Consider the following 21,343-nt stretch of genomic DNA (forward strand, 5'->3'; position numbering starts at 1 on the left):
AAAGTATTATTTTAATCGAAAAGATAAATACATGAAAAATTGGGTTCCATTCGTTTTATTACTTCTTCTTTTGTCATCCTGTAAAACACGAAATGTTACTAAAAATACAGATAATAATAGTAAAGACAGTATCATTATAAAAAATAATAACGATCCAAAAGATGCAAACGAACCTGTAAGAGATAAACTTACATTTTTTGAACATGTATTGATCCAGCCTAAATTTGAGCAAATAAGGATAGACAGTAAAGTACGAGTAGAAACCGGAAGCTTTATCCCTACTCTGGATGCAACCATTTATATTGAAAACGACAAAAAGGTATGGATGAATCTAAGAGCTCTTTTCATCAACGTTGCCAGAGGAATTGCAACTCCGGAAGGTGTCAAAGGACAAGATAAAACCAGCAAAACCTATATCGATTCAGATTTTGAATACCTGAACCATTTACTCAATGTGAATTTCATTGATTATAAGTCTTTGGAAAGAATTTTAATGGGAAGAACTTTCGTAAAAATCAACGACTCTCAATTTAACCTCACAAAAAATGCCCAGGGATTCCAATTGGTATCTTCCGTAAATCAAAAAATTGTTACGGACGAGAAAACCAGAGAGTATAAAATTTCACTGCAATACGATGAAAATTATGATTTATTAAACGTCCAGCTAAAGGATGTCTTATCAACAGATCAGTTAGAAATTTCTTATAGTGATTGGGATCAATATAATGAAATTCGTCTACCAAAAAATGTTAAAATAATTATAAAAGGTTCAAAAACCAGCCAGATTTTATTAGAAAATACGAAATTTGATTTTTCGAAGATGGAAGTGGCCTATTCAGTCCCAGCCAATTATAAGAAAATTGAAATTAAATGATTAAAAAATTTAGCTTTTTAATAGGTATTTTATTGTTCGGATTGCACAATGGGCAACAAAACAAAGAACAATTGCAGAAGCAAAATGCTGAACTTAAAAAACAAATCACCCAAATAAATTCCGACCTGGCTAAAACAAGAAATGAGTCCAAACTTTCTATAGCCTACCTTTCCAATATCAATAAAAAACTAAGCTTAAGAGAAAAAGTTTACGCCAATACGCAAAAGGAAAAGAGATTTATTGAAGATGATATTTATCTTCGTCAGTTGGAAATCAACCGTCAGAATAAAGAGCTAGCGGTATTGAGAAAGAATTATGCTGAGGTTTTAGTGAATGCATATAAAAATAAAGGAGTACAAAATAAAGTGACCTTTATTCTTTCTGCAAAAAACCTGGGTGAAGCTATTCGAAGAGTACAATATCTCAAGGAATATTCTGATTATCAAGACAAAAAGGCAGCTGAAATCACAGATGCCGCTAATCAGATCAAAAAAACAATCGCTCAAAGACAAAAATCAGTTACAGATAAACAACAACTTTTGATCAATCAACAAAAAGATCTAACAACCATCAATGTTGAACGAGCTCAAAAAGAACAGCTTGTTGAGGATTTTAAGAAAAATGAATCAAAATTAACGGCTGAGCTGAAGCAAAAACAAGTTCAGTCCAAAGCATTAGAAGGACAGATCAGAAGTATTATCGCTGAGGAAATCAGAATTGCTAAAGCAGAAGAAGAAGCCAGAAGAAAGGCGGAAGCCGAAAAAATACGTTTAGCTAAAATTGCAGCTGAAAGAGAAAAAGCAAGAATTGAAGCGGAAAACAGAGCTAGAGCTGAAGCATTAGAAAGAGAAAGAAAATTAGCTGAAGCTGAAGCAAAAAGAGCAGAGGAACTGGCAGCAAAAAGAGCTGAAGAAGAGAGAAAACGTACTGAAGAAGCTGCTCGGGCAGAATCCAACGCCAGGGATGAAGCCAGAAAAGTAGCAGCAGCAAAAGCCTCATCAGAAGCTAGTGCCAGAGCCAAAGAAGCAGCCAGCAAACTAGCTGCTGCAAAAGCCGCAGAAGCAGCACTTGAGAAAAGAAAAGATGACGAGAAAAAAGCAGCAGAAACCAAAGCAATGACCAATTTTGGAGTTTCTACAGCTGCAGGAAATAACTTTGCTGAAAACAGAGGTAAATTAGGTTTCCCTGTTGAAAAGGGACAAATTACACACCGTTTTGGAAGACAGCCGCATCCTGTATTTAAAAATATCACAGAAGAAAATAACGGAATCAAAATCTCTGTTCCATCTGGTACCCGAGCGAAATCGGTATTTCCTGGGTCTGTATCTTCAGTCTTAGCAAATAGTGACGGAACAAAAACTGTTATGCTTAAACATGGAAACTACTTTACGATTTATTCAAACCTGGGAAGTGTGAATGTTTCTAAAGGACAACAGGTCTCTGCAGGGACTATTGTAGGTACTGTAGGACAAGATTTTGATGGTTCTTATACCCTTGATTTTCAGGTATGGAACGGAACTACACCAGTTGATCCTTTAGGGTGGGTTTCTTATTAAAAAAAGACTAACTTTGTAAAAAATTTAGAAATGGAAACATTAACAATACTTGCCTTATCATGGCAACATATCCTTATCGTGGCAATCCTTCTAGTTCTGTTATTCGGAGGTAAAAAGATTCCAGAATTAATGAGGGGTGTAGGATCAGGTATCAAAGAATTTAAAGATGCAGTAAAAGAAGAGGATAAAAATCCATCTGAAAACAAAAATTCTTCGACCAATAATCCTTCAAGCAACTAAAATTCTTCAGAATTAATGAATTTTACAGAGACTGCATGGAAAGTCTTCAATCAATCTATTGAAGATTACCACGTATTTGATGACGTCAACAATCTAATTAATAATCCTTTCGAAAAAGACAGTTTGGAACGAATTTTGTACGCAAAGAACTGGATTGATACCGTTCAATGGCATTTGGAAGATATAATTAGAGATGAAAATATTAATCCAGTTGAGGCTCTGCAGTTAAAGAGAACAATTGATGCATCCAATCAGCAAAGAACTGATTTGGTTGAATTTATTGACAGCTGGTTTCTTAATAAGTTTAAAAATATAACTCCAAAACCTGATGCAAAGATCAATACGGAAACACCCGCTTGGGCTGTGGACAGATTATCAATACTCGCATTAAAGGTTTATCATATGTCACTAGAAGCAAATAGAGAATCTGCTTCAGAAGAACATCGTCTGAATTGCCAGGCAAAATTAGATGTCCTTCTGATACAGAAAGAAGACCTATCCACTTCTATTAATCAGTTGCTTACTGATATTGAAAACGGTGATGTTAAGATGAAGGTATACAAACAAATGAAAATGTATAACGATGAAAGTCTTAACCCAATCCTTTATCAAAAGGGGCAACAAAAATGAAAAGATTATTTTTTTTTGGAATACTGTTTATACTAACTTCTTCTTGCGCATCGGAAAAATTAAATTTTTCTCCGTTGTCTAGTAGTTTTTATAGTGAAGCAAAAGGTTCGGATTCTGATAGGGGACTCAAGAAAAGCATAGACATTAATATCAAAGAAAATGTAAATGCCTCTGAAATATCTAATCTGATTTCTACCTTTCCTAAATTCAAAACTATTAGTGTAAATGAAGAAGTAGTTTCTCTGAAATACAGTTTACAGAATTACTTATACGCAATAGATGCTAATAATATATCTGGAAAAAACAGATCTATTAAAAGCTTTGAAAAATCCTATAAAAAGATTCAGAAACTAAGACAAAACCTTCCAAAAGATGATGATGAAATCCTTAACAGATACCTGGTTAGATTAAAAACCAATATTTCTATTATTGAGGATTCTCTTAAAGGAAATTAAAAACTAGTTCAACTACTTTATATTAATGATTAAAATTCAAGCGGAAGCAAACGTTCCTACGGAACATGGAACTTTCCGAATGATCGCTTTCTCTGAAAACGAAAATGACTGGATGCCTCACATGGCAATTATTGCTGAAAATACAGATTTTTCAAAACCAGTTAACGTCCGTTTCCATTCAGAATGTATTACCGGCGAAGTTTTCCATTCAAAAAAATGTGAATGTGGGCAGCAGTTGGATGCTGCTATGAAATATATCCATGAAAATGGAGGGGTTATTGTTTACCTTCGTCAGGAAGGAAGAAATATTGGAATAATCAATAAATTAAAAGCTTATTCTTTACAGGAAAAAGGATTTGACACTGTAGAAGCTAACTTACAACTTGGTCTTCCTGCAGATGACAGAAATTTTAATGTAGCCATTGAAATTTTAAATGTTCTGGAAGTAAAAGACATCAATCTTCTAACAAATAATCCTGAGAAGGTAAAATATGTTACAGAAAGTAATATCCACCTTAACTCGAGAATTCCTTTACAGATTCCTGCTAATGACATCAGCAGAGGTTATCTACAAACAAAGAAAGATTATTTTGGACATCTCCTGGATGACAATGATAATTAAGAAAAGAAATAATAAAAGGCTCCGGAATAAATTCCAGAGCCTTTTTTAATTATAAAAAAACTGAAAAGATATATCTTAATTTCTAGTCTTTATTTTAGACTCGTCAATATTATAATATTTAATTACACTATAGTAATCATTATAGTCTACTGGAGCAGCTACATTCTTAGCATTCGCATTTTTAGCATTTTTTCCAGTATTAGCAGGTAAAATAACCACTCTAAATCTCTTATTTGTATAATATGTTGGATTCGTACTTAAATTTAAAGTAGAATTTACATTAATACCAATATCAAACTTGCTGAAATCAAATGAATAATCAACCGCTACATTATTAGTAGTAAAGAATGTATATGGAAGTAATCTCCAGATTGGAGAGTTGTTATTCGTAAGACCAGTTTGTAAATAAATCAATACTACATCAGATTGCACTAGAGGACTATTAAAAGCATCAGAATACTGATATAAATTATCACTACTTCTTGTGAAGGTTGGCGTAATATCAAATGCGGTACCTACGGTATCATTATCTACAGGATTGTTGTTATTATTATCATCGCTATTGTCGCAGCTAAAAATAAATAAGCTGACAAAAGCTAATAGAAGGATTGGAAGAAATTTTTTCATTTTTATAAAAGTTTTAATATTATTTATAAACCACATCCAAAACATATACCAAAAAACTTAAAAACATCCATTCTGATGATTTTTTTAATTGTATTTTTGTTCTTATTCAATAGTTATGAACAAAATAGTTTACACTTCTCTCTTCATATTCTTATTTATCAGTTCAAAAATCACGGCCCAGTACCTCCCAAAGGGCATTTCTCAGGCTGACATGAGTAAAGCTAACCAATGGGTTGACAGAACATATAAATCTTTATCACAAGATGAAAAATTAGGACAACTTTTCATTGTAGCTCTTTATACAAACAAGGATGAAGGCCATATCAACCAGGTAAGAAATATTGTCACAAATGATAAAATAGGTGGATTGATTTTAATGCAGGATGATGCAGCAAGAGAAATAGCACTGGTTAATGAATTTCAGCAGAAGTCTAAAGTTCCATTAATGATTGGAATGGATGCTGAATGGGGATTATATCAAAGGATAGCAGCTGCTCATAAATTTCCATGGGCAATGACATTAGGAGCAATTCAGGATAAAAATCTCATTTATCAGATGTCTTCTAAAATTGCTGAAGATTGTAAAAGAATGGGAATCAACTGGGACTTCGCTCCTGTTGTTGATGTGAATACCAATCCAAATAATCCAATTATTGGAAACAGAAGTTTTGGTTCTGAAGTAGATAATGTAATTAATTCAGCATTAGCTTATTCTAATGGGTTGCAAGATAACAATATACTAGCTGCCATAAAACACTTCCCTGGTCACGGTGATACCAGTACAGATTCACATTTAGACCTGCCAGTCGTTTCACATCAATTGGACCGTTTAAATACAGTTGAATTAGCTCCTTTTAAAGCTCTGATGAATAAAGGAATTGGTGGCGTAATGGTAGCCCATTTGTATGTCCCTACTCTGGAGTCAGGAAAAGGAATTCCGGCTTCTGTTTCTAAAAATATTATTACCGGACTTTTAAAAGAAAAACTAGGATATAAAGGCCTTATCATTACAGATGCTCTTAATATGGGTGCTGTGGCTAATAAATACAAGCCTGGGGAGTTAGATGCATTAGCATTCAAAGCCGGCAATGATATTATGCTTTTTTCACAAGGCGTGTCAGAAGGAAAGAAGTTAATTCAAAAAGCGATCGATAACGGAGAAATTCCACAATCCCGGGTAGAGGAAAGTGTGAAGAAAATATTATTAACAAAATATTATTTAGGTCTGGACAAATACCATCCGAAAAATCCCGAAAACATTAATAATGACCTTAATAATGACTCCCATAAATTGCTGGTTCAGAATCTTTATTCCAATGCACTTACTTTGTTGAAAGACGAACAAAGACTACTCCCTCTTAGCGGAAAACAAATTTATTATGTTCCATTGGAAGAGGCACCCTATCAAACTTTTGCCAATCAACTAGGTTCTACGGTTATCATTAAAAAAGCCAGCGAAATCAATACCATTCCTTCTAATTCTACAGTAATTGTTGGCTTTCATAAAGATAATTCCACTGCTTATAAGCCATATAAAATTTCGGCAGAATCTAGAAAAGTCCTTGCTGATTTGACCAAAAATCAAAAAGTAATATTAAATGTATTCGGAAGTGCTTATGCATTAAAAGACATTGATATCACAAAAGTTTCAACGGTTCTTGTTTCCTATGAAAACAATGATGACTCAATGATCGCCACTGCCAATGCTTTACTTGGAAAAACAAAAATCTGGGGGAGACTTCCGGTGCTAATTAATGATCAGTTAAAAGCTGGAATGGGTATTGATTTGAATCCATCTACAGCTTCTGATACCAAAGTGAATTCAACTATATTTACAACATCAAAACAATAATAAACCAATGAAAATAGGCATACTTTGCTATCCAACATACGGCGGAAGCGGTATCGTAGCAACAGAATTGGGAATGTCTCTTGCTAATAAAGGCTATGAAGTTCATTTCATAAGCTCTGCTCTTCCTGCAAGATTAGATATCACGAATCCAAATATTTTTTTCCATAGGGTCAATGTTCAAACGTATCCCCTATTTCAGTATCAGCCTTATGATATTGCATTAAGTTCAATGATCTATCGTGTCGTTAATCTATATAAACTTGATTTACTTCATGCTCATTATGCAATTCCATATGCCTATGCAGCCTTTACGGCAAAGCAAATGCTACAGGAAGACAATAACGATATCCCTTTGGTAACAACCCTTCACGGAACTGATATTACTTTGGTAGGGCAACATCCAAGTTACAAACACGCAGTAGAATTTTCGATTAATAAATCAGATGCGATTACGTCTGTATCTGAAAGTCTAAAAAAGGATACTCTACAGTTTTTCAATATTAAAAAACCTATCCAGGTCATTACCAACTTTATTGATAATTCTGAATTCGATGAATGCAACGAATGCCAAAGAACCCAGTTTGCTGATCCGGATGAAAAGATATTGATCCATGTATCCAACCTACGCCCTGTAAAGCGTGTGGAAGAAGTTCTGCAGATCTTTAAGAATGTTAATAAGAAGGTAAAATCCAAATTGATTATCATCGGAGAAGGTCCGGACATGGAAAAGGTAAATCAATTTCTGGAAGAAAATCCGGAATTGATTTCCAAGATTCGTCTTCTTGGAAAGGTAAATGACTTATATCGAATTCTCCAGCTTTCTGATGTTTTCTTATTACCATCCGAACAGGAAAGTTTCGGTTTGGCTGCCTTAGAAGCAATGGCCGCATATACCCCTGTTATTAGCTCTAATGCTGGTGGGATTCCTGAAGTTAATATTCAGGCTGAAACTGGTTTCTTAGCAGAAATAGGAAATGTGGAGGCTATGAGTAATTACACAATCAAGCTTTTGAGCAATGACGAACTTTTAGCAAAAATGAAAATAAACGCAAAAGAACAAGCCATAAAATTCGATTTGAAAAACATTCTTCCGATATATGAAGAAATGTATAAAACAACCATAGAAAATTTTAAGAAGGAATTGACAAAAGCTTAATGTTTTGTCGGAACATCTTAGTATTATCTGCTATAAAAGTAGGGCTTAGATTTATTTCTAGCCCTTATTTTTTTTCTCCTAAACCTTAAATCTATCTTTTTTCAATGCAAATGAATCCTGTAGTTGTTGAACTGGTAATTATAATATTAATTAAAACACAAAAAAACCAATCCCCAAATAACTGCAAAATTCTATCTAAACAAATATATCCTATAGATCCATCAATGTAAAGAATGGCTATCGAAAATTTGAAAAACGAATGGCAAAAAGCATAAGAGTTCTCTTATATTTGTGTAGCACTCATGACGGAAAAACTATTACAATATCTTTGGAACTTTAAGGTTTTCAAAAATTTTGACTTCAAGGACGTTGAAGGAAATCCTGTTGAAATAATAAATTTCGGAAAATGGAATACTGATGCCGGTCCGGATTTTTTACTGGCAAAAATCAAAATCAACAATATATTCTTAAGTGGAAACATAGAGCTTCATGTGAAGTCCTCTGACTGGATTTTTCATAATCATTCTCAAGATCCCAATTACCAAAATATTATTCTTCATGTTGTTTTTCAAAATGATATAGAAATTGAAGAATTCAATGATAAGAAGGTCCCTAAACTAGAATTGAAGAATTATATCGATGAAAGCATTCTATGGAAATATGAAAAATTGATCAAAGAAAATCAGTTTATTCCCTGTGAAGATATTTTCAATAAAGACAATATTCCCATTAATTTTCATGAAGAAAATATTGTAAAGAAGCTGGATCAAAAATCTCAGGAGCTGGAAAAAAGTTTAGAACAATCTAAAAATAATTTTGAAGCAGTACTATTTCATAGTCTTGCTTACTCTTTTGGATTAAAAGTAAATGCATTTATTTTTAAGCAAATCGCTGAAAGTATTGATTTTAGCATTATAAATAAAATCCGACAAAATAAAAATCAATTGGAGGGATTACTATTTGGAATCTCGGGATGGCTTGATCAACCTCAGGATGAACAAATGAAAATCTGGAAAAGAGAATTTGACTTTGTAAAAGCAAAATATCAAATATCTGATATGAAATTTCATCCAAAGTTTTTACGTTTAAGACCTCCTAATTTTCCTACTATAAGACTTTCTCAGCTAGCAGCACTTTACCACAACCATCAAAATCTATTTTCAAGAATTATACTTTCAAAAGATCCAAATGAATTGGTAAATGTTTTTAAAGATATTCAAGCATCTGAATATTGGAATGATCATTTTAATTTTGGAAAAACCTCAACAGTTAATCAGCCCAAAACATTAAGCTACGAGTTTATACAACTTGTTATACTCAATACAATACTTCCTCTAAAATATACTTATCATAAATATCACAATGAGGAAATTCTCAGTGAAATACTTGAATTCTATAAAAAAATATCTCCGGAAAAAAATGCTATTATAACCTCCTGGAAAAAACTGGGAATACAAATGAATAACTCACTAGAAACACAAAGCCTTATTTATCATTTTAAAACCTCTTGTGAAGAAAAAAACTGCCTGAAGTGCAGGATTGGGTTTTCAATTTTAAAAGATTCATAAAAAATATTTTATCGACCCCTTTCAAACAGACAATAACGCTTTCTACATAAGAAAAATATCCCTCCACACTTTCTTCTGCAAACCAGATCGATTTAATTGAATATTTGTAATCTAAAAAAAATATTTAATATTAAAATGTATGAAAACCATTAATGTTTTATTCTTAGTACTGGCTATGAACTTTTATTATGCACAAGCTTACAAAAAGCAAGAAACTGAAATACAGAGTCTCATAACAAGTGCCAAAAAAAGTATAATCCAAAAAGACACTGCTACTTTTAAAAGTCTTTTTGCAAAAGAATCATTTAATTGGACGGCAGTAATTAAAGACAAAACTCAACAAAAAAGGTTAAAAAATAAAACATCGCAGCCCTCAAATATTTTCACAAAGACTCCCATGAATTTCTACCAGTTCCTTTTAGATGAAGGTAAGCAAGAAGAAATATTTAAAAATATACATATTGAGAATGATGATGTAATTGGTTCGGTAGCTTTTGACTATTCTTTTCTATCCAATAATAAAGTTACCAATTGGGGTAAGGAGTTCTGGCACGTGGCTAAAGTTGAAGGACAATGGAAGATTGTGAGTATAATATATAGCATAGAATCTAATTAATACTTTACAATCAGATCCGGTTAAAAAGTTTTACAAGTATAAAATAATATGACAAAAAAAATTGTTTAAATTGCAGTATTGAATTTAACCTTTTAAAAAATTCACCCAATGCTAGATAATATCCGTCATAAAATGGAAAGAGAATGGTTCGGTGTTCTTACGAGAATGGGCGCTAAACTGGGAATTCCTGTTTCTAAACTTCGGGTGTTCTTCATTTATTCTACTTTTGCTACGGCAGGGTTTTTCTTTCTCATCTATCTGGGATTAGCATTTACCTTATGGATTAAAGATATTTTTATTACAAGAAGACCTAGCGTTTTTGATTTATAATTATGGAATTTTTACAAATTACTTCACCTGAAGACCATAGGATCAAGCAGATCTATGATTCTTACTCTACCACTTTTCCTCCGGAAGAACAAAGAGATTGGAATCAATTTGTACAATTATTTACACATCCTAACGCCAAAGTCATTTCTGTACTTAATGAATCCAAAGCTATTGGTTATTTAATTTTCTGGGAGCTTAGCACTTTTATTTTTGTAGAACATTTTGAAGTCTTTGCTGAATTTAGAAGTCAAAAACTAGGATCACATATTACAGGATACTTATTTAAAAATTATCAGAAGATTATTCTTGAAATTGAACCCGCTCATTTGGGGGAAGATGCACAAAGACGATATTCTTTTTATCAAAAAAATGGATTTTCTTTAGTTGATGATTTATATATACAACCAAGTTATGGAGAAGGAAAACCTCCTTTAGATCTTTGGCTACTGGCCAATTATTCTCCTGAAAATCTAAAAGAAGTCAAGGAAGAAATTTACGATATCGTTTACCATTAATAAAGAAGCCGGAATTACTTCCGGCTTTAAAATATTTTTAATAATACAACTAGAGAATTAGTTCACTTCGTATTCCAGTTTTATGGTTATACTCGCTACCTTCTCTTTTGAAGTTGTATTGAACGCTCCTCCGTAAGAATAGTCCTCGTTCGAGTTGGGTGCGGTAATTTGAATAACACCCATTGTACCCTTTTTAAGATTACCAAGACTACTTCCTGAATTTTCTGCGATTTTTTCAGCGCGTTCTCTGGCATCTTTTGTAGCTGTAGCTATCATTTCCTGCTTCACAGCAGTTAGTTTGGTATAAAAATAAGAGGGTGACGAGGAAGTAAATTCAATTCCTCTATTAATGATCTCAGTTATATTCCTGGAAAGATTTTCAATTTTGCCCACTTCTTTACTTTCAATCGAAACGGTTTGAGTTAGATTATATCCTGAAAATTCTCCCTGAACATTGTTTCCATTCGAATCTGTATAATTTCGAAATTGTTTCTGAATGTCTACGGAAGAATAGATGATCTCATTTTGCTTGATTCCTTTAGAAATCAGATAATCATTGATTACTTTTTTATCAGCTAACAATCCATCGTAAGCTAATTTCAGATCAAAGTTATTTTTAGAAAAACTACCAGACCAGGTAATAAGATCAGACGTAAATTGTTTAGTCCCCAGCCCTGTTACCGAAATTGTATTTTCAGACTTATTTCTGTTTTTAATAGCACTTCCTAACAAGCCTAAACCTATAATAAAACCTAAAGCTGCGATCGCAATCGCAATAATATTTTTATTCATAAAATTTTGTGAATTTGATTGATTCATCATTTAAAATTTAATTTTCAATGAAATTACTATATCAATTTCCATTCCGAAATTTTAAGATTTTTTTAACAAAATAGCTTAAGATTTTTCCAGCCTTTTCAAAAATGCAGGCATCGTTTCTTCTAATCGTAATAATACACCTGATAAATTTCTGGCCTTGACATAAGTACGAACCTGGGGTTTAAGTACAAATGAAAATTCTATAAATTCTGAAATCCTTTCTGAGGGAATTCCCGCATTGGTAAAGTATTCATCATCTACCCTTTTACGAACCCAAAGAATATTATCCTGTAAATCGTCATACTTATATTGGCGTTTTTGCCTTCTGGCTTTTCCACTGATCAGATCAAAAGCTCCCTGAACATCTAATTGTCCCAGAAGTATTGGCAACAATACTTTTTTGACTTCAGCAGGCTTCTCTCTCATTTTCCCAACAGGTTGTGGGAGACCAACCGCCTGTTGTACAATTTCCCCCTTATCAACTTTAGCCACACTTCTTGAATCCTTTGTCAGATCACCAGACAGCTTTTTCACTTCGACCTCTTCTATTTCTTCGGGGATTTTTACAAGAATTATAAAAACCTGAGAATTCACCCCATCTGCAAAGATCCGTTTTGAAACCCTTTCATATCCAGGCCTTACAAATCTCAATTCATCATTTTTTGACGCTTCAATAGAAAATTCGCCTAAAGCATTACTATATACTTTTTGATCTGTTCTTATATTAACAATAGTGACACCTCCCAGATTAATGTCATTATCATCTGTAATTTTACCCGTTACAATCTGCTGAGAATAAGCAATCCCATAAAAAAATAATATAATAAAGAAAAACCTCATTTTCATTCAAACGATATTCTATATATAATTGCTATTATCAATCTCTAATTTTATTAGTCTTGCTATATTCCTGAAAAGCAATTTTTAATTCTGATTCTATGATATCATTGTTAAAGTCCCTCCTATATTTCTTTGCCAGATATTTTGTATCATTAGCATAGATTAGAAATTCATCTATTTGTTCTTCATTCATCCCCTGTCTTACCAAAAAATCGAGATTAATCTCCAACTTAAGCCTATTCATGAAACTTTGGGTCTCATTATAATCAGCTTTTGTTATTTTAGGTTTTGTTGCCTTTTTCACTAATCCTATTCCTGTAAGCAATAATTTGACAACATCAACTTGGCCCGTACTAAAATCATGTCCACTAAAAGTTTTAGATATCTTATTTTCAGGCAAGGGTACCTTGAAGGGTGTTCGCATATATTTATCCATTTCTGATTTTAATGCAACCGTCTTTTTTGCCTCATCAAAATGTTTGGTATCTCTTGCTAAATTACCTGTGGGTTTATATGCAATTTTAACCTCCGGAATTAAAGTCTCATTCCTGAGAAGCTTAACCTGGAGAGGAGAACTTATATTGTCCTTCGTAATTTTTTTATCAGAACGGTAAAAACCATCTTTTATAAAGCGAATTTCTTCATTTTCTTCTGCTTCAATAATAAACTGGCCCGAAGGATCACTTTGAACCTTCTTATTATTTGAAATATTGAAAACAAGTACAGAATTTAAAGCATTACTATCTTCATCCGTTATTCTACCTGAAACTTTTTGTTGTGAATACACATCAGTAAAGACAAAGCATGGAATAAGATACAAACTATTTCTAATCAATAGATTCTTCATGCTCAATTATCTTTGGGTCTGAGGTGCACGATAAGAAGAAATTCTTATAAGTACTGCTCTTTGAAATCTCATCAGGTCAGCATCACTACAAAATCCGTATTTAAGTATCTTTTTTCGCTCAAATCCTCCCCTCAAAACGTAATAAATAAAATGTTGTATCAGGGATTTTTCTATTTTAAGATCGATAAAATATTGATCACCTAAGCTCTCACGTAAATAATTCATAAAATCAACATCGTCCCATTGGTCTTTCACCTTTCCCACAGAAAAGCCCTGCCCTTTAGGCTGAACAAACTCTCCTGCTTTTGCGGCAAGAATTCTTGGATCAGATTTTTGAGCTATATATTTGTCAATGTCTTTTGTGAGCTTTTGTACTTTTTTGGGTTTGTTAAGGCTTTTAGAATCAATTTTTAAATCTCCGGTGAGCCCGCGCTTCACCTCTACTTCTGCAATTAAGGTTGTCTGCCTGACAAGTGCTACATTTAAAGGAGACCCTATATTTTCTTTGGTTACTTTTCTGTTAATCCTTTCATATCCATTTTTCACAAAACGAAGTTCATCACCTTCTCTTCCCGAAATCATAAAATGTCCGTCTGTATTTGTTACAACCCGTTCATCAGTTCTTATATTGATTACTGTAACATCTGGCATTTCAATATTTTCTTCGGTTGTTATTTTTCCGAAAATATAATCTTGAGCATAAATATGAATGGAGAAAATAAATGATAAAATAAAAAGTAGTTTTAATTTCACGGAAAGTTTTTTATAGAACAAATCTAAAATTATTTTTAACGTATACCATAAGTTTAACCACAGTTAACGCGTTTTAGCATTTTTTTTGGAATTTCTATTTCCAATTTGTTAAATAGTGATTTGTTATTGTTAAAATTTCACTTATTTTTTAGCTAACTTGCAGTTTCAATTCATCTCAAAAAATGCAAAATTCCTACACAGTTATCAATGCTTCTGCGGGTTCGGGAAAGACTTATGCTCTTGTTCAGAGGCTCTTGATGATCTGTCTTCGTTATCCTAATCAGCAGCATGCCATCCGAAATATTTTAGCATTAACTTTTACCAATAAGGCAGCGAATGAGATGAAAGAAAGGATCTTATCCTGGCTGGGTAACTTTTCGGCCAATAATTTTGCTGACAACAATGATTTGAAAAACATTCAAAAGGTTTTTGAAGACGAGGGATTACGGATTACTATCGACGAATTGCATATTCGTTCAAAAAAATTACTGGATTACATTCTGCATAACTACTCTACTTTAAATATTGGAACCATTGACCGTTTTAATTCCCGATTAGTAAGAAGCTTCTCTTACGAATTAGGACTGGCAAAAAATTTCAATCTTGAAATTGAAGCAGAACCGTTTCTGATTGAGGCAGTAGATAAAATGCTTGATCAGATTGGTGAAAATGATGCTATTTCCAATTCTTTTATGGATTATGTTGATTACAGCCTCGAAAATAATGAACGCATCAATCTTAACAAGAATTTGTATGATTCGGCAAAAGAATTTGTAAAAGACATTCATTATGAACAATTGAAAAACAATACAAATTTTGATGACACAAATTATGAAAATATAAAGAATACAATCCGTAAAGAGATTGTATCCAACAAAAAAAATGCTGTTGAAATTGCAACCCAATCCATAGATCTATTCAAATCAAGAAATATTGACATTGAAGATTTTGCGCAGGGAAAAAATGGAATTGGTGGTTTCTTTACTAAAGTTTTGGACTTTTATCAACAGAAAAGAACTGGTTTCCCTTTTCCAACGACACAGGAAGAATCTGTAGTCAATAATTATAGAAAAGGGGCTTCTTCCAAAGCCAAACATAAAGAATCAGATATCTTAGAAATTCTGGAGCAGTTATTGGACAACAGGATGCAACTCATTCTCCTTTATATAGAAACACAGAAGAAAGAGAAAATTCTATCAGCGCTACTTCCATTAAAAGTAAATAAAGATATTCAGGATGAATTAAAAAAAATTGAGGAAGAAAACGATTTGGTTCTCCTTTCAAAATTTAATATTCTTATTAACGAAAATCTTAGAAATGAACCTTCTGCTTTTATTTATGAGAAAGTAGGTTCACAATTTCAGCATTACTTTTTTGATGAGTTTCAGGATACCTCGGAATTACAGTGGCAAAATTTTGTACCGTTAAGAGACCATAGCGTTTCCACTGAAAATACAACATTTACTTTAGTAGGCGATCCTAAACAAAGTATCTACAGGTTTCGTGGGGGAGAAAGTAAACTGATGCTGGATATTATCAATAAGAAAGAAGTTTCTCCTAAAGAAGCTGACCTTCTGGTATTAAAAGATAACTGGCGAAGTGCTAAAAACATTGTAAAGTTCAATAATGAGCTGTATCAATTTCATTCCGTAAATCTGGAAGAAGAACACAAAAATATTTTCGGTACTGATGCAGAACAAAATTCCAAATCCGGAATCGAAGGTCGTGTAAAGGTAAATCTCATTGAAAATCTCACGAATGAGGATTTTTATAATGACACTTCTGAAAGAATGCAAAGAGATATTCAGGGATGTCTGGATAACGGATTTAGATTTGCTGACATTACAATTCTTTGCCGTGGTAACTTTGATATTTTCAGCTATTCTCAAAAGCTGGGAAATCTAAAAGTAAGATATAAGGGTGAAGAAACAAATATTAAAACAATTTCAGATAAGGGATTAACTTTAGAATTATCAAATACGATACAAGCAGTTATCGAATTCCTGAAATGGGAAACCAATCCGAAAAACAAAACCAATTTAATCATGATGATGTATTATCTGAATAAATTAGGTCGGGTTACTTTATCGGATTTCACATTAGGCATGAAAGAAATTTTAGAGATTGAATCTCACGAAGAAATTTTGCAATTCATCCAAAAGAATTATTCTTTACAACTGAAACAGGATCATTTTCCGAGATTCAATTTGTATAATTTTGTCGAATACTATATTAACGAATTCTCTTTCGAAAATAAAGAAACAGACTTCCTTCTCAACTTTTTGGAAATGCTTTTCAATTTTACCCAAAATGCAGGAGCCAGCACAAAAGAGTTTTTAAAATATTGGGATGAAGAGGCTTCAACATATACTATTCAGGCTTCGGAAAATATTGATGCTATCCAGATCATGACCATCCATAAAGCAAAAGGACTTGAATTTCCTATTGTTTTTATACCGATGATGAACAAAAATCGTGACGCTGAATTTTCCAATTGGTTTGAAACCAATAGCGATGAAGCTTTAAAGTCAGTCAACATTAATCAGTTCAATAAAAGTCTGGAAGTTTATGATGAAGAAATTGAAAAGTTTAATAAAAAAAATTCATACAAAAACTTAATTGACCGGTTATGTTTACAATATGTAGCTACTACCCGCCCGGTAGAACAGCTCTTTTTTTATCTTCAAAAGCAAAATAAGACCTCTAATAATCTTGAAATTTTAGAATTTATACAAAAACTGGGCACAGAACAATCTGATGAATTTGATCTTTACGAAGTGAATCCTGAAATGCTGAAAAAACATTCTAAGGATAAAATTTCATCTTTTCAAACAAAGGATATCAGAAACCTGAAGAACATTAACGAAAGAAATACTTCTATAAAAATTGCCACTCCTTCTAAAAACTATCAGGTTCGCAATGAAAAAGTGAGGATAGGTCTTTTCGTTCACGAATTACTATCAAAGATCAATACTGAGAAAGATATTCAAAAAGTATTGGAAAGCTATGTATTGGAAGGACAGATTACTTTGTCTGAAAAAAATGAAATTCAGGAAACATTGCTACAGATCGTTACTACCTACTCTGAATTTTTTGATGAAAAATGGGAAGTAATTAATGAGAAAGATATCATGATCTCTGAAAGAGGAGAAAGCAGAATTTACAGACCTGATAGAATTTTGAAAAGTACTGAGGGCTACATTATCGTTGACTTCAAAACAGGAGAAATCTCTGAAAAGAATGATCAACAAATAGAAAATTATAAAAGGGTATTGGAAAGTCTTGGCAGAAAAGTTATAAAGACACAATTGATCTATTTATAACAGAAAAAGTCCTATTCATCGGCACTTAAACTATATTCCTCCTTCTTAAAATCGTAGAACTACTACAAAATATCGTAGAACTACTACATGAAATCGTAGAAACACTACAAAAAATGAAACTTATATTTAAAAGTTTTTGTGTCCCATTAAAGAAGTATACATTTGCTACATAATCACTGAATTATAACATTTAATAACGATTAAAATTTACAAATCATGGCAGCAAATTCAAGAGGAATCTTAAAATTCAACAATGGCGAAGGTCAAAAATTATTGAAACTTAACTATAGCGTATCAAGATCTACAGACGTTTCCGGACGTGTAGCATCTGATCCATCAAACGCTATTATCAAATTAACCATTGAGGCTACAGAGAAATCTGATATCTTAGAAAGCTTACTAAACGGAAAGTACAAACCAACAACTGGAGAAGTAACATTCAACAAATCTCACGAAGAAGGAACACTGATTACTTTAAAGTGGGAGAATGGATATGTAATCCAGCACGAAGTAGACTTCGATGCAGTGGATGAAAACAGTATGTTGATCAGCTTTATCGTAAGCGCTGAAACAATCCACTATGGTAATGGTATTTATGAAGGTATTTGGCCAGGTGCTAAATAATTTATATGTATTGGTATTTATAAGAAGATCATCCCTAGGGGTGATCTTTTTATCTCTACGAGAGAAAAATTCATTTACTTGTGATTATGTTAAGTAAATATTTTCGCAATCAAATTGAAAAAAGTAGTAATTCTACTACATTTTTTAAAATTTAACATTTTTTTTCTTTAAAAAATCCCAAAACATTTCTAGATTTAAAGATAATACATCAACATCCACTAAGTCATGAAAAATACAATAACCAATGCAGACAAAATTGCTGAGAACCATATTGCTGGTGTCCAGCGTGTGGTAAAGCTGGACGTTGTGATTGAGGGCAAAATAATTAAGCACTTCAAGCATTTCCGCTTAGATCAAAGCGCAAGAAAGCACCATAACTTTGAGCTTACTTTAGCTCATGACTCATTAGGCTCTTTACAGAATCATGAGCTGGATCAGGCTCAACAATTTCTCGGAAAACGCTTAACAGTAGTCTTCAAATATAAAGATGCTGAAAACGAAAGTCCGGAAAGAACTTTTGTGGGCATTATTACAAAAGTGGCCTTCAGTCAGGAAAAAATGAGCTTGGGTAATATTGTTCTTAAGGGACAAAGCCCTACGATTCTAATGGATTCTGCTCCTCATACTCAGAGTTTCGGAGGTGAAAAGCCAGTGAACACTTCGATCATCGCTGATAGAATTCTCAAAGAAACTTTGAATTCAGGTAAATTCGATTATAAAATTGATACACAAAATAAAAGTTATATCAACTACAGTGCTCAATATAAAGAATCTCATTACAACTACCTTGCAAGGCTGGCAGAAACTTATGGAGAACAGTTTTATTATGATGGAGAAACACTTTATTTTGGGAAACTGCCTCCTAAAGAACAGGCTATACGCCTTACTTATGGAAGTAATGTAAATGATATTTCTGTGGAATTAAAAGCTGTACATACAAAACCTGAATTCTTCGGGTATAACAGCAGCAACCATACAAAGTTATTAAGTACCTCAGCAAATATTAAACATCTGGGACAACTCGCTTCAAAAGCGTATGAGCTTAATAATGATATTTACAAAACACGTTCATTAAATCCCTCTCCTATTAACGCGAATATGTCGTTAAATGTAGATGATTCTCAAAAAAGTGCGGCAGGAAGTGCTGCCGTAGAAGTGTTTACAATTTCAGGAACCACATCAGTTCCTTTTTTACACCCAGGCTGCATCGCAGATATTGAAATGAGAAAACCGGATAGCAATCAGACGACCTATTTCACTAAACTTATGGTTACTGAAGTTTCTCACGAAGTAAATACAAGGGGTGTTTACACCGGGACATTCGAAGCTATTGCAGAAGGAACCGGGTTTATTCCTAAACCAGAGTTCAATACCCCTAGCGCAGAACCTCAAATTGCAACAGTCATTTCCAATACTGACCCCCTTAATCAAGGTCGTATACAGGTACAATTTGATTGGCAATTAAATGACACAACCCATTTCATCAGAATGATGAGCCCAGATGCCGGAGGAACAGATGTTATAACTCAAAATAGAGGATTTGTAGCAGTTCCTGAAGTTGGCGACCAGGTAATGGTAGGTTTTGAATATCATCATCCCGATTTTCCTTTTGCTATGGGAGGAATGTTTCATGGAGCTGTAGGCTTGGGTGGTGGAGTCAACAATCATATTAAATCAATACAGACCCGAAGTGGTAATAAAGTCATTTTTAATGATGCCGAAGGAAGTATCTATATAGAAGATCCTAGTGGAAACACCTATTTCATGGATGGAAAAGGTAGCATTATAGTGAATGCACCTAAAGACATGACATTCACTGCCGGAAATAATATAAGAATGTCTGCCGGAAATGATATTACATCTATCGCGGGCAGCAATATTTTTTCAACTGCTAATGTAAATATCGTTTCCAATGCGGGAGTAAATATGGTAGATACGGCAGGAAGAGATTTACTTCAGACAGCTACTGGAAATATTCATGAATCGTCTGACATGAGAACAGAGATTGCTGAAAATGAAAGAAACGTTCAATCTAAAAAGAGCGATTCTTATGCGGAAAAGGTAACAGTAGTAAGTACCAAAGAAAATATGATTTTGCAAAGCGAGAAGACAGTAAAATCTCAAAGCGGAGAGCAAGGAAATTCACATTAAATGTATTGACATGGCCATTGTAAAAAAAGCTAATAATATCAATATACAGGTCAGTAATAATTATACTAATCTATGCAAAGTTTCCAGTGAAGAATCGGAGCATGTAATTATAGAAGCGACTAAACAAAATCTTGAATTATCGAGCCAGAAACGTGCGATATTACAAGGATTTGGTAAAGATGGAAAAGGTGAAGAAGGATGTAAAGAAGGGGTTATAAAGGTTAGTCAAAAATTAATTGGTAAAGCTAAAAGAGATCCGGGATTCAATTTTGATGGCACTAAGTCAGAGGATATGTATTTTGCTGACAGTCCTGCATCATCTGCTTCTATAAAAAATGATCCGGTTTTTAAATTAAATGACCCTACTCTCGGAGCTTATCTGGATCAGCTAATGGAATCGCTTTCCATTGGTGATATGGAAACGGTTGCTCTCGAAATGTCTGATCGATTTAAAAAAGGTACTGGCGGAACTTATAAAAGTGAGACTTTAAATAAGGAAATCGCTAATAATCCTGCATTTATAAAATACCATGCTGCATTTCTTGCAGATTTAAAAAAGGAGCTGAAAAAAAATGACTATGATCCTTCTTCCATGGGAATTATCTCAATGGGACTTTTGAATTTCTCATCTTTTTGGGATAAAGTATCCGGATTAGGTATTACTGTACATCAGGTTTGGAGTGTTAAAGCAGAAATCTTAAATTACTCTTATAATAAATGCACCAAAATGTGGAACGGAAAACTCAAATATACCTTTTATGATCATTACGGTTTAGACTGGGATGATATCGTAAAACATGGAGGAGACCGAATTCCACAGTATCACACCGGAGATTTTTTTAAAGCCTGGTATATCTTGCAGCATTATAGAACGGCAAAACCTTTCATTACGGAAATGGAACGAAGTGTAGATTTATACGGAAATTCTGACAAGGACTAAATTTA

21 protein-coding genes are annotated in these 21,343 nt (G+C 33.2%); 16 read left to right on the forward strand and 5 right to left on the reverse strand.

Going from position 1 to position 21,343, the window contains the following annotated elements:
• The first annotated feature begins 31 nt into the window (after positions 1–31).
• Genes JHL15_RS00415 through ribA form a run of 6 tightly spaced genes read left to right on the forward strand, consistent with a single transcriptional unit; the run spans position 32 to position 4,377 of the window.
• The gene (locus JHL15_RS00415; protein ID WP_200241422.1) at positions 32–874 is read left to right on the forward strand and encodes a DUF4292 domain-containing protein; all 843 of its coding nucleotides are present in this window, start codon (positions 32–34) and stop codon (positions 872–874) included.
• A complete protein-coding gene (locus JHL15_RS00420; RefSeq protein WP_200241425.1) occupies positions 871–2,430 on the forward strand; it encodes a peptidoglycan DD-metalloendopeptidase family protein in 1,560 nt (519 codons plus the stop codon). Before JHL15_RS00415 ends, JHL15_RS00420 begins: the two co-directional genes overlap by 4 nt.
• A 30-nt stretch (positions 2,431–2,460) precedes the next feature.
• Entirely contained in the window at positions 2,461–2,670 is a 210-nt protein-coding gene (locus JHL15_RS00425; protein ID WP_200241428.1) for a twin-arginine translocase TatA/TatE family subunit, read from the forward strand.
• 15 nt (positions 2,671–2,685) lie between these two features.
• Complete coding sequence (locus JHL15_RS00430; RefSeq protein WP_200241431.1) at positions 2,686–3,300, forward strand: DUF4254 domain-containing protein; 615 nt, start codon at positions 2,686–2,688, stop codon at positions 3,298–3,300.
• The gene (locus JHL15_RS00435; RefSeq protein ID WP_200241434.1) at positions 3,297–3,755 is read left to right on the forward strand and encodes a hypothetical protein; all 459 of its coding nucleotides are present in this window, start codon (positions 3,297–3,299) and stop codon (positions 3,753–3,755) included. The genes JHL15_RS00430 and JHL15_RS00435 overlap by 4 nt, the downstream gene beginning before the upstream one ends.
• A 25-nt stretch (positions 3,756–3,780) precedes the next feature.
• A complete protein-coding gene (ribA, locus tag JHL15_RS00440; RefSeq protein ID WP_200241437.1) occupies positions 3,781–4,377 on the forward strand; it encodes a GTP cyclohydrolase II in 597 nt (198 codons plus the stop codon).
• 75 nt (positions 4,378–4,452) lie between these two features.
• On the opposite strand, the gene JHL15_RS00445 is transcribed toward ribA, so the two are convergent.
• Positions 4,453–5,004, reverse strand: coding sequence for a hypothetical protein (locus tag JHL15_RS00445; protein ID WP_200241440.1), 552 nt, complete (start codon positions 5,002–5,004; stop codon positions 4,453–4,455).
• 115 nt (positions 5,005–5,119) lie between these two features.
• Between JHL15_RS00445 and JHL15_RS00450 the strand changes: the two genes are divergently transcribed.
• The 6 genes from JHL15_RS00450 (at position 5,120) to JHL15_RS00475 (ending at position 11,041) form a co-directional block, all read left to right on the forward strand.
• Complete coding sequence (locus JHL15_RS00450) at positions 5,120–6,856, forward strand: glycoside hydrolase family 3 protein (RefSeq protein WP_200241443.1); 1,737 nt, start codon at positions 5,120–5,122, stop codon at positions 6,854–6,856.
• Between the two features lie 7 nt (positions 6,857–6,863).
• Positions 6,864–8,012 carry an N-acetyl-alpha-D-glucosaminyl L-malate synthase BshA gene (bshA, locus tag JHL15_RS00455; protein ID WP_200241446.1) on the forward strand — a complete coding sequence of 383 codons (1,149 nt, stop codon included), beginning with the start codon at positions 6,864–6,866 and terminating at the stop codon, positions 8,010–8,012.
• Positions 8,013–8,314: 302 nt separating this feature from the next.
• Positions 8,315–9,580: a DUF2851 family protein gene (locus JHL15_RS00460; RefSeq protein WP_200241449.1), complete on the forward strand. Its 1,266-nt coding sequence runs from the start codon at positions 8,315–8,317 to the stop codon at positions 9,578–9,580.
• 139 nt (positions 9,581–9,719) lie between these two features.
• Positions 9,720–10,196 carry a hypothetical protein gene (locus JHL15_RS00465; RefSeq protein WP_200241452.1) on the forward strand — a complete coding sequence of 159 codons (477 nt, stop codon included), beginning with the start codon at positions 9,720–9,722 and terminating at the stop codon, positions 10,194–10,196.
• A 108-nt stretch (positions 10,197–10,304) separates the two neighbouring features.
• Positions 10,305–10,526, forward strand: a complete 222-nt coding sequence (locus JHL15_RS00470; protein ID WP_007839346.1) for a PspC family transcriptional regulator — start codon at positions 10,305–10,307, stop codon at positions 10,524–10,526.
• A 2-nt stretch (positions 10,527–10,528) separates the two neighbouring features.
• On the forward strand, positions 10,529–11,041 hold the full coding sequence (locus JHL15_RS00475) for a GNAT family N-acetyltransferase (protein ID WP_200241455.1): 513 nt from the start codon (positions 10,529–10,531) through the stop codon (positions 11,039–11,041).
• A 57-nt stretch (positions 11,042–11,098) separates the two neighbouring features.
• Here the strand turns inward: JHL15_RS00475 and JHL15_RS00480 are convergent, their stop codons facing one another.
• The 4 genes from JHL15_RS00480 to JHL15_RS00495 form a co-directional block, all read right to left on the reverse strand.
• Positions 11,099–11,833, reverse strand: coding sequence for an SIMPL domain-containing protein (locus JHL15_RS00480; RefSeq protein WP_200241458.1), 735 nt, complete (start codon positions 11,831–11,833; stop codon positions 11,099–11,101).
• 105 nt (positions 11,834–11,938) lie between these two features.
• Positions 11,939–12,706, reverse strand: coding sequence for a peptidase associated/transthyretin-like domain-containing protein (locus tag JHL15_RS00485; protein WP_200241461.1), 768 nt, complete (start codon positions 12,704–12,706; stop codon positions 11,939–11,941).
• A gap of 31 nt (positions 12,707–12,737) precedes the next feature.
• The gene (locus JHL15_RS00490; RefSeq protein ID WP_200241463.1) at positions 12,738–13,547 is read right to left on the reverse strand and encodes a hypothetical protein; all 810 of its coding nucleotides are present in this window, start codon (positions 13,545–13,547) and stop codon (positions 12,738–12,740) included.
• A gap of 6 nt (positions 13,548–13,553) precedes the next feature.
• Positions 13,554–14,300, reverse strand: a complete 747-nt coding sequence (locus JHL15_RS00495) for a peptidase associated/transthyretin-like domain-containing protein (protein ID WP_200241465.1) — start codon at positions 14,298–14,300, stop codon at positions 13,554–13,556.
• A gap of 182 nt (positions 14,301–14,482) precedes the next feature.
• On the opposite strand from JHL15_RS00495, the gene JHL15_RS00500 reads away from it, so the two are divergent.
• The 4 genes from JHL15_RS00500 (at position 14,483) to JHL15_RS00515 (ending at position 21,338) form a co-directional block, all read left to right on the forward strand.
• Entirely contained in the window at positions 14,483–17,623 is a 3,141-nt protein-coding gene (locus tag JHL15_RS00500; RefSeq protein ID WP_200241467.1) for a UvrD-helicase domain-containing protein, read from the forward strand.
• Positions 17,624–17,839: 216 nt separating this feature from the next.
• Positions 17,840–18,247 (forward strand): type VI secretion system tube protein TssD, encoded by a 408-nt coding sequence (gene tssD / locus JHL15_RS00505; protein WP_200241470.1) that lies wholly within the window; start codon positions 17,840–17,842, stop codon positions 18,245–18,247.
• Between the two features lie 225 nt (positions 18,248–18,472).
• A complete protein-coding gene (locus JHL15_RS00510) occupies positions 18,473–20,398 on the forward strand; it encodes a type VI secretion system Vgr family protein (RefSeq protein WP_200241471.1) in 1,926 nt (641 codons plus the stop codon).
• Positions 20,399–20,408: 10 nt separating this feature from the next.
• On the forward strand, positions 20,409–21,338 hold the full coding sequence (locus JHL15_RS00515) for a DUF3289 family protein (RefSeq protein WP_200241474.1): 930 nt from the start codon (positions 20,409–20,411) through the stop codon (positions 21,336–21,338).
• Positions 21,339–21,343: the final 5 nt, after the last annotated feature.

This window comes from Chryseobacterium paridis (genome assembly GCF_016595215.1).
Lineage (GTDB): Bacteria > Bacteroidota > Bacteroidia > Flavobacteriales > Weeksellaceae > Chryseobacterium > Chryseobacterium paridis.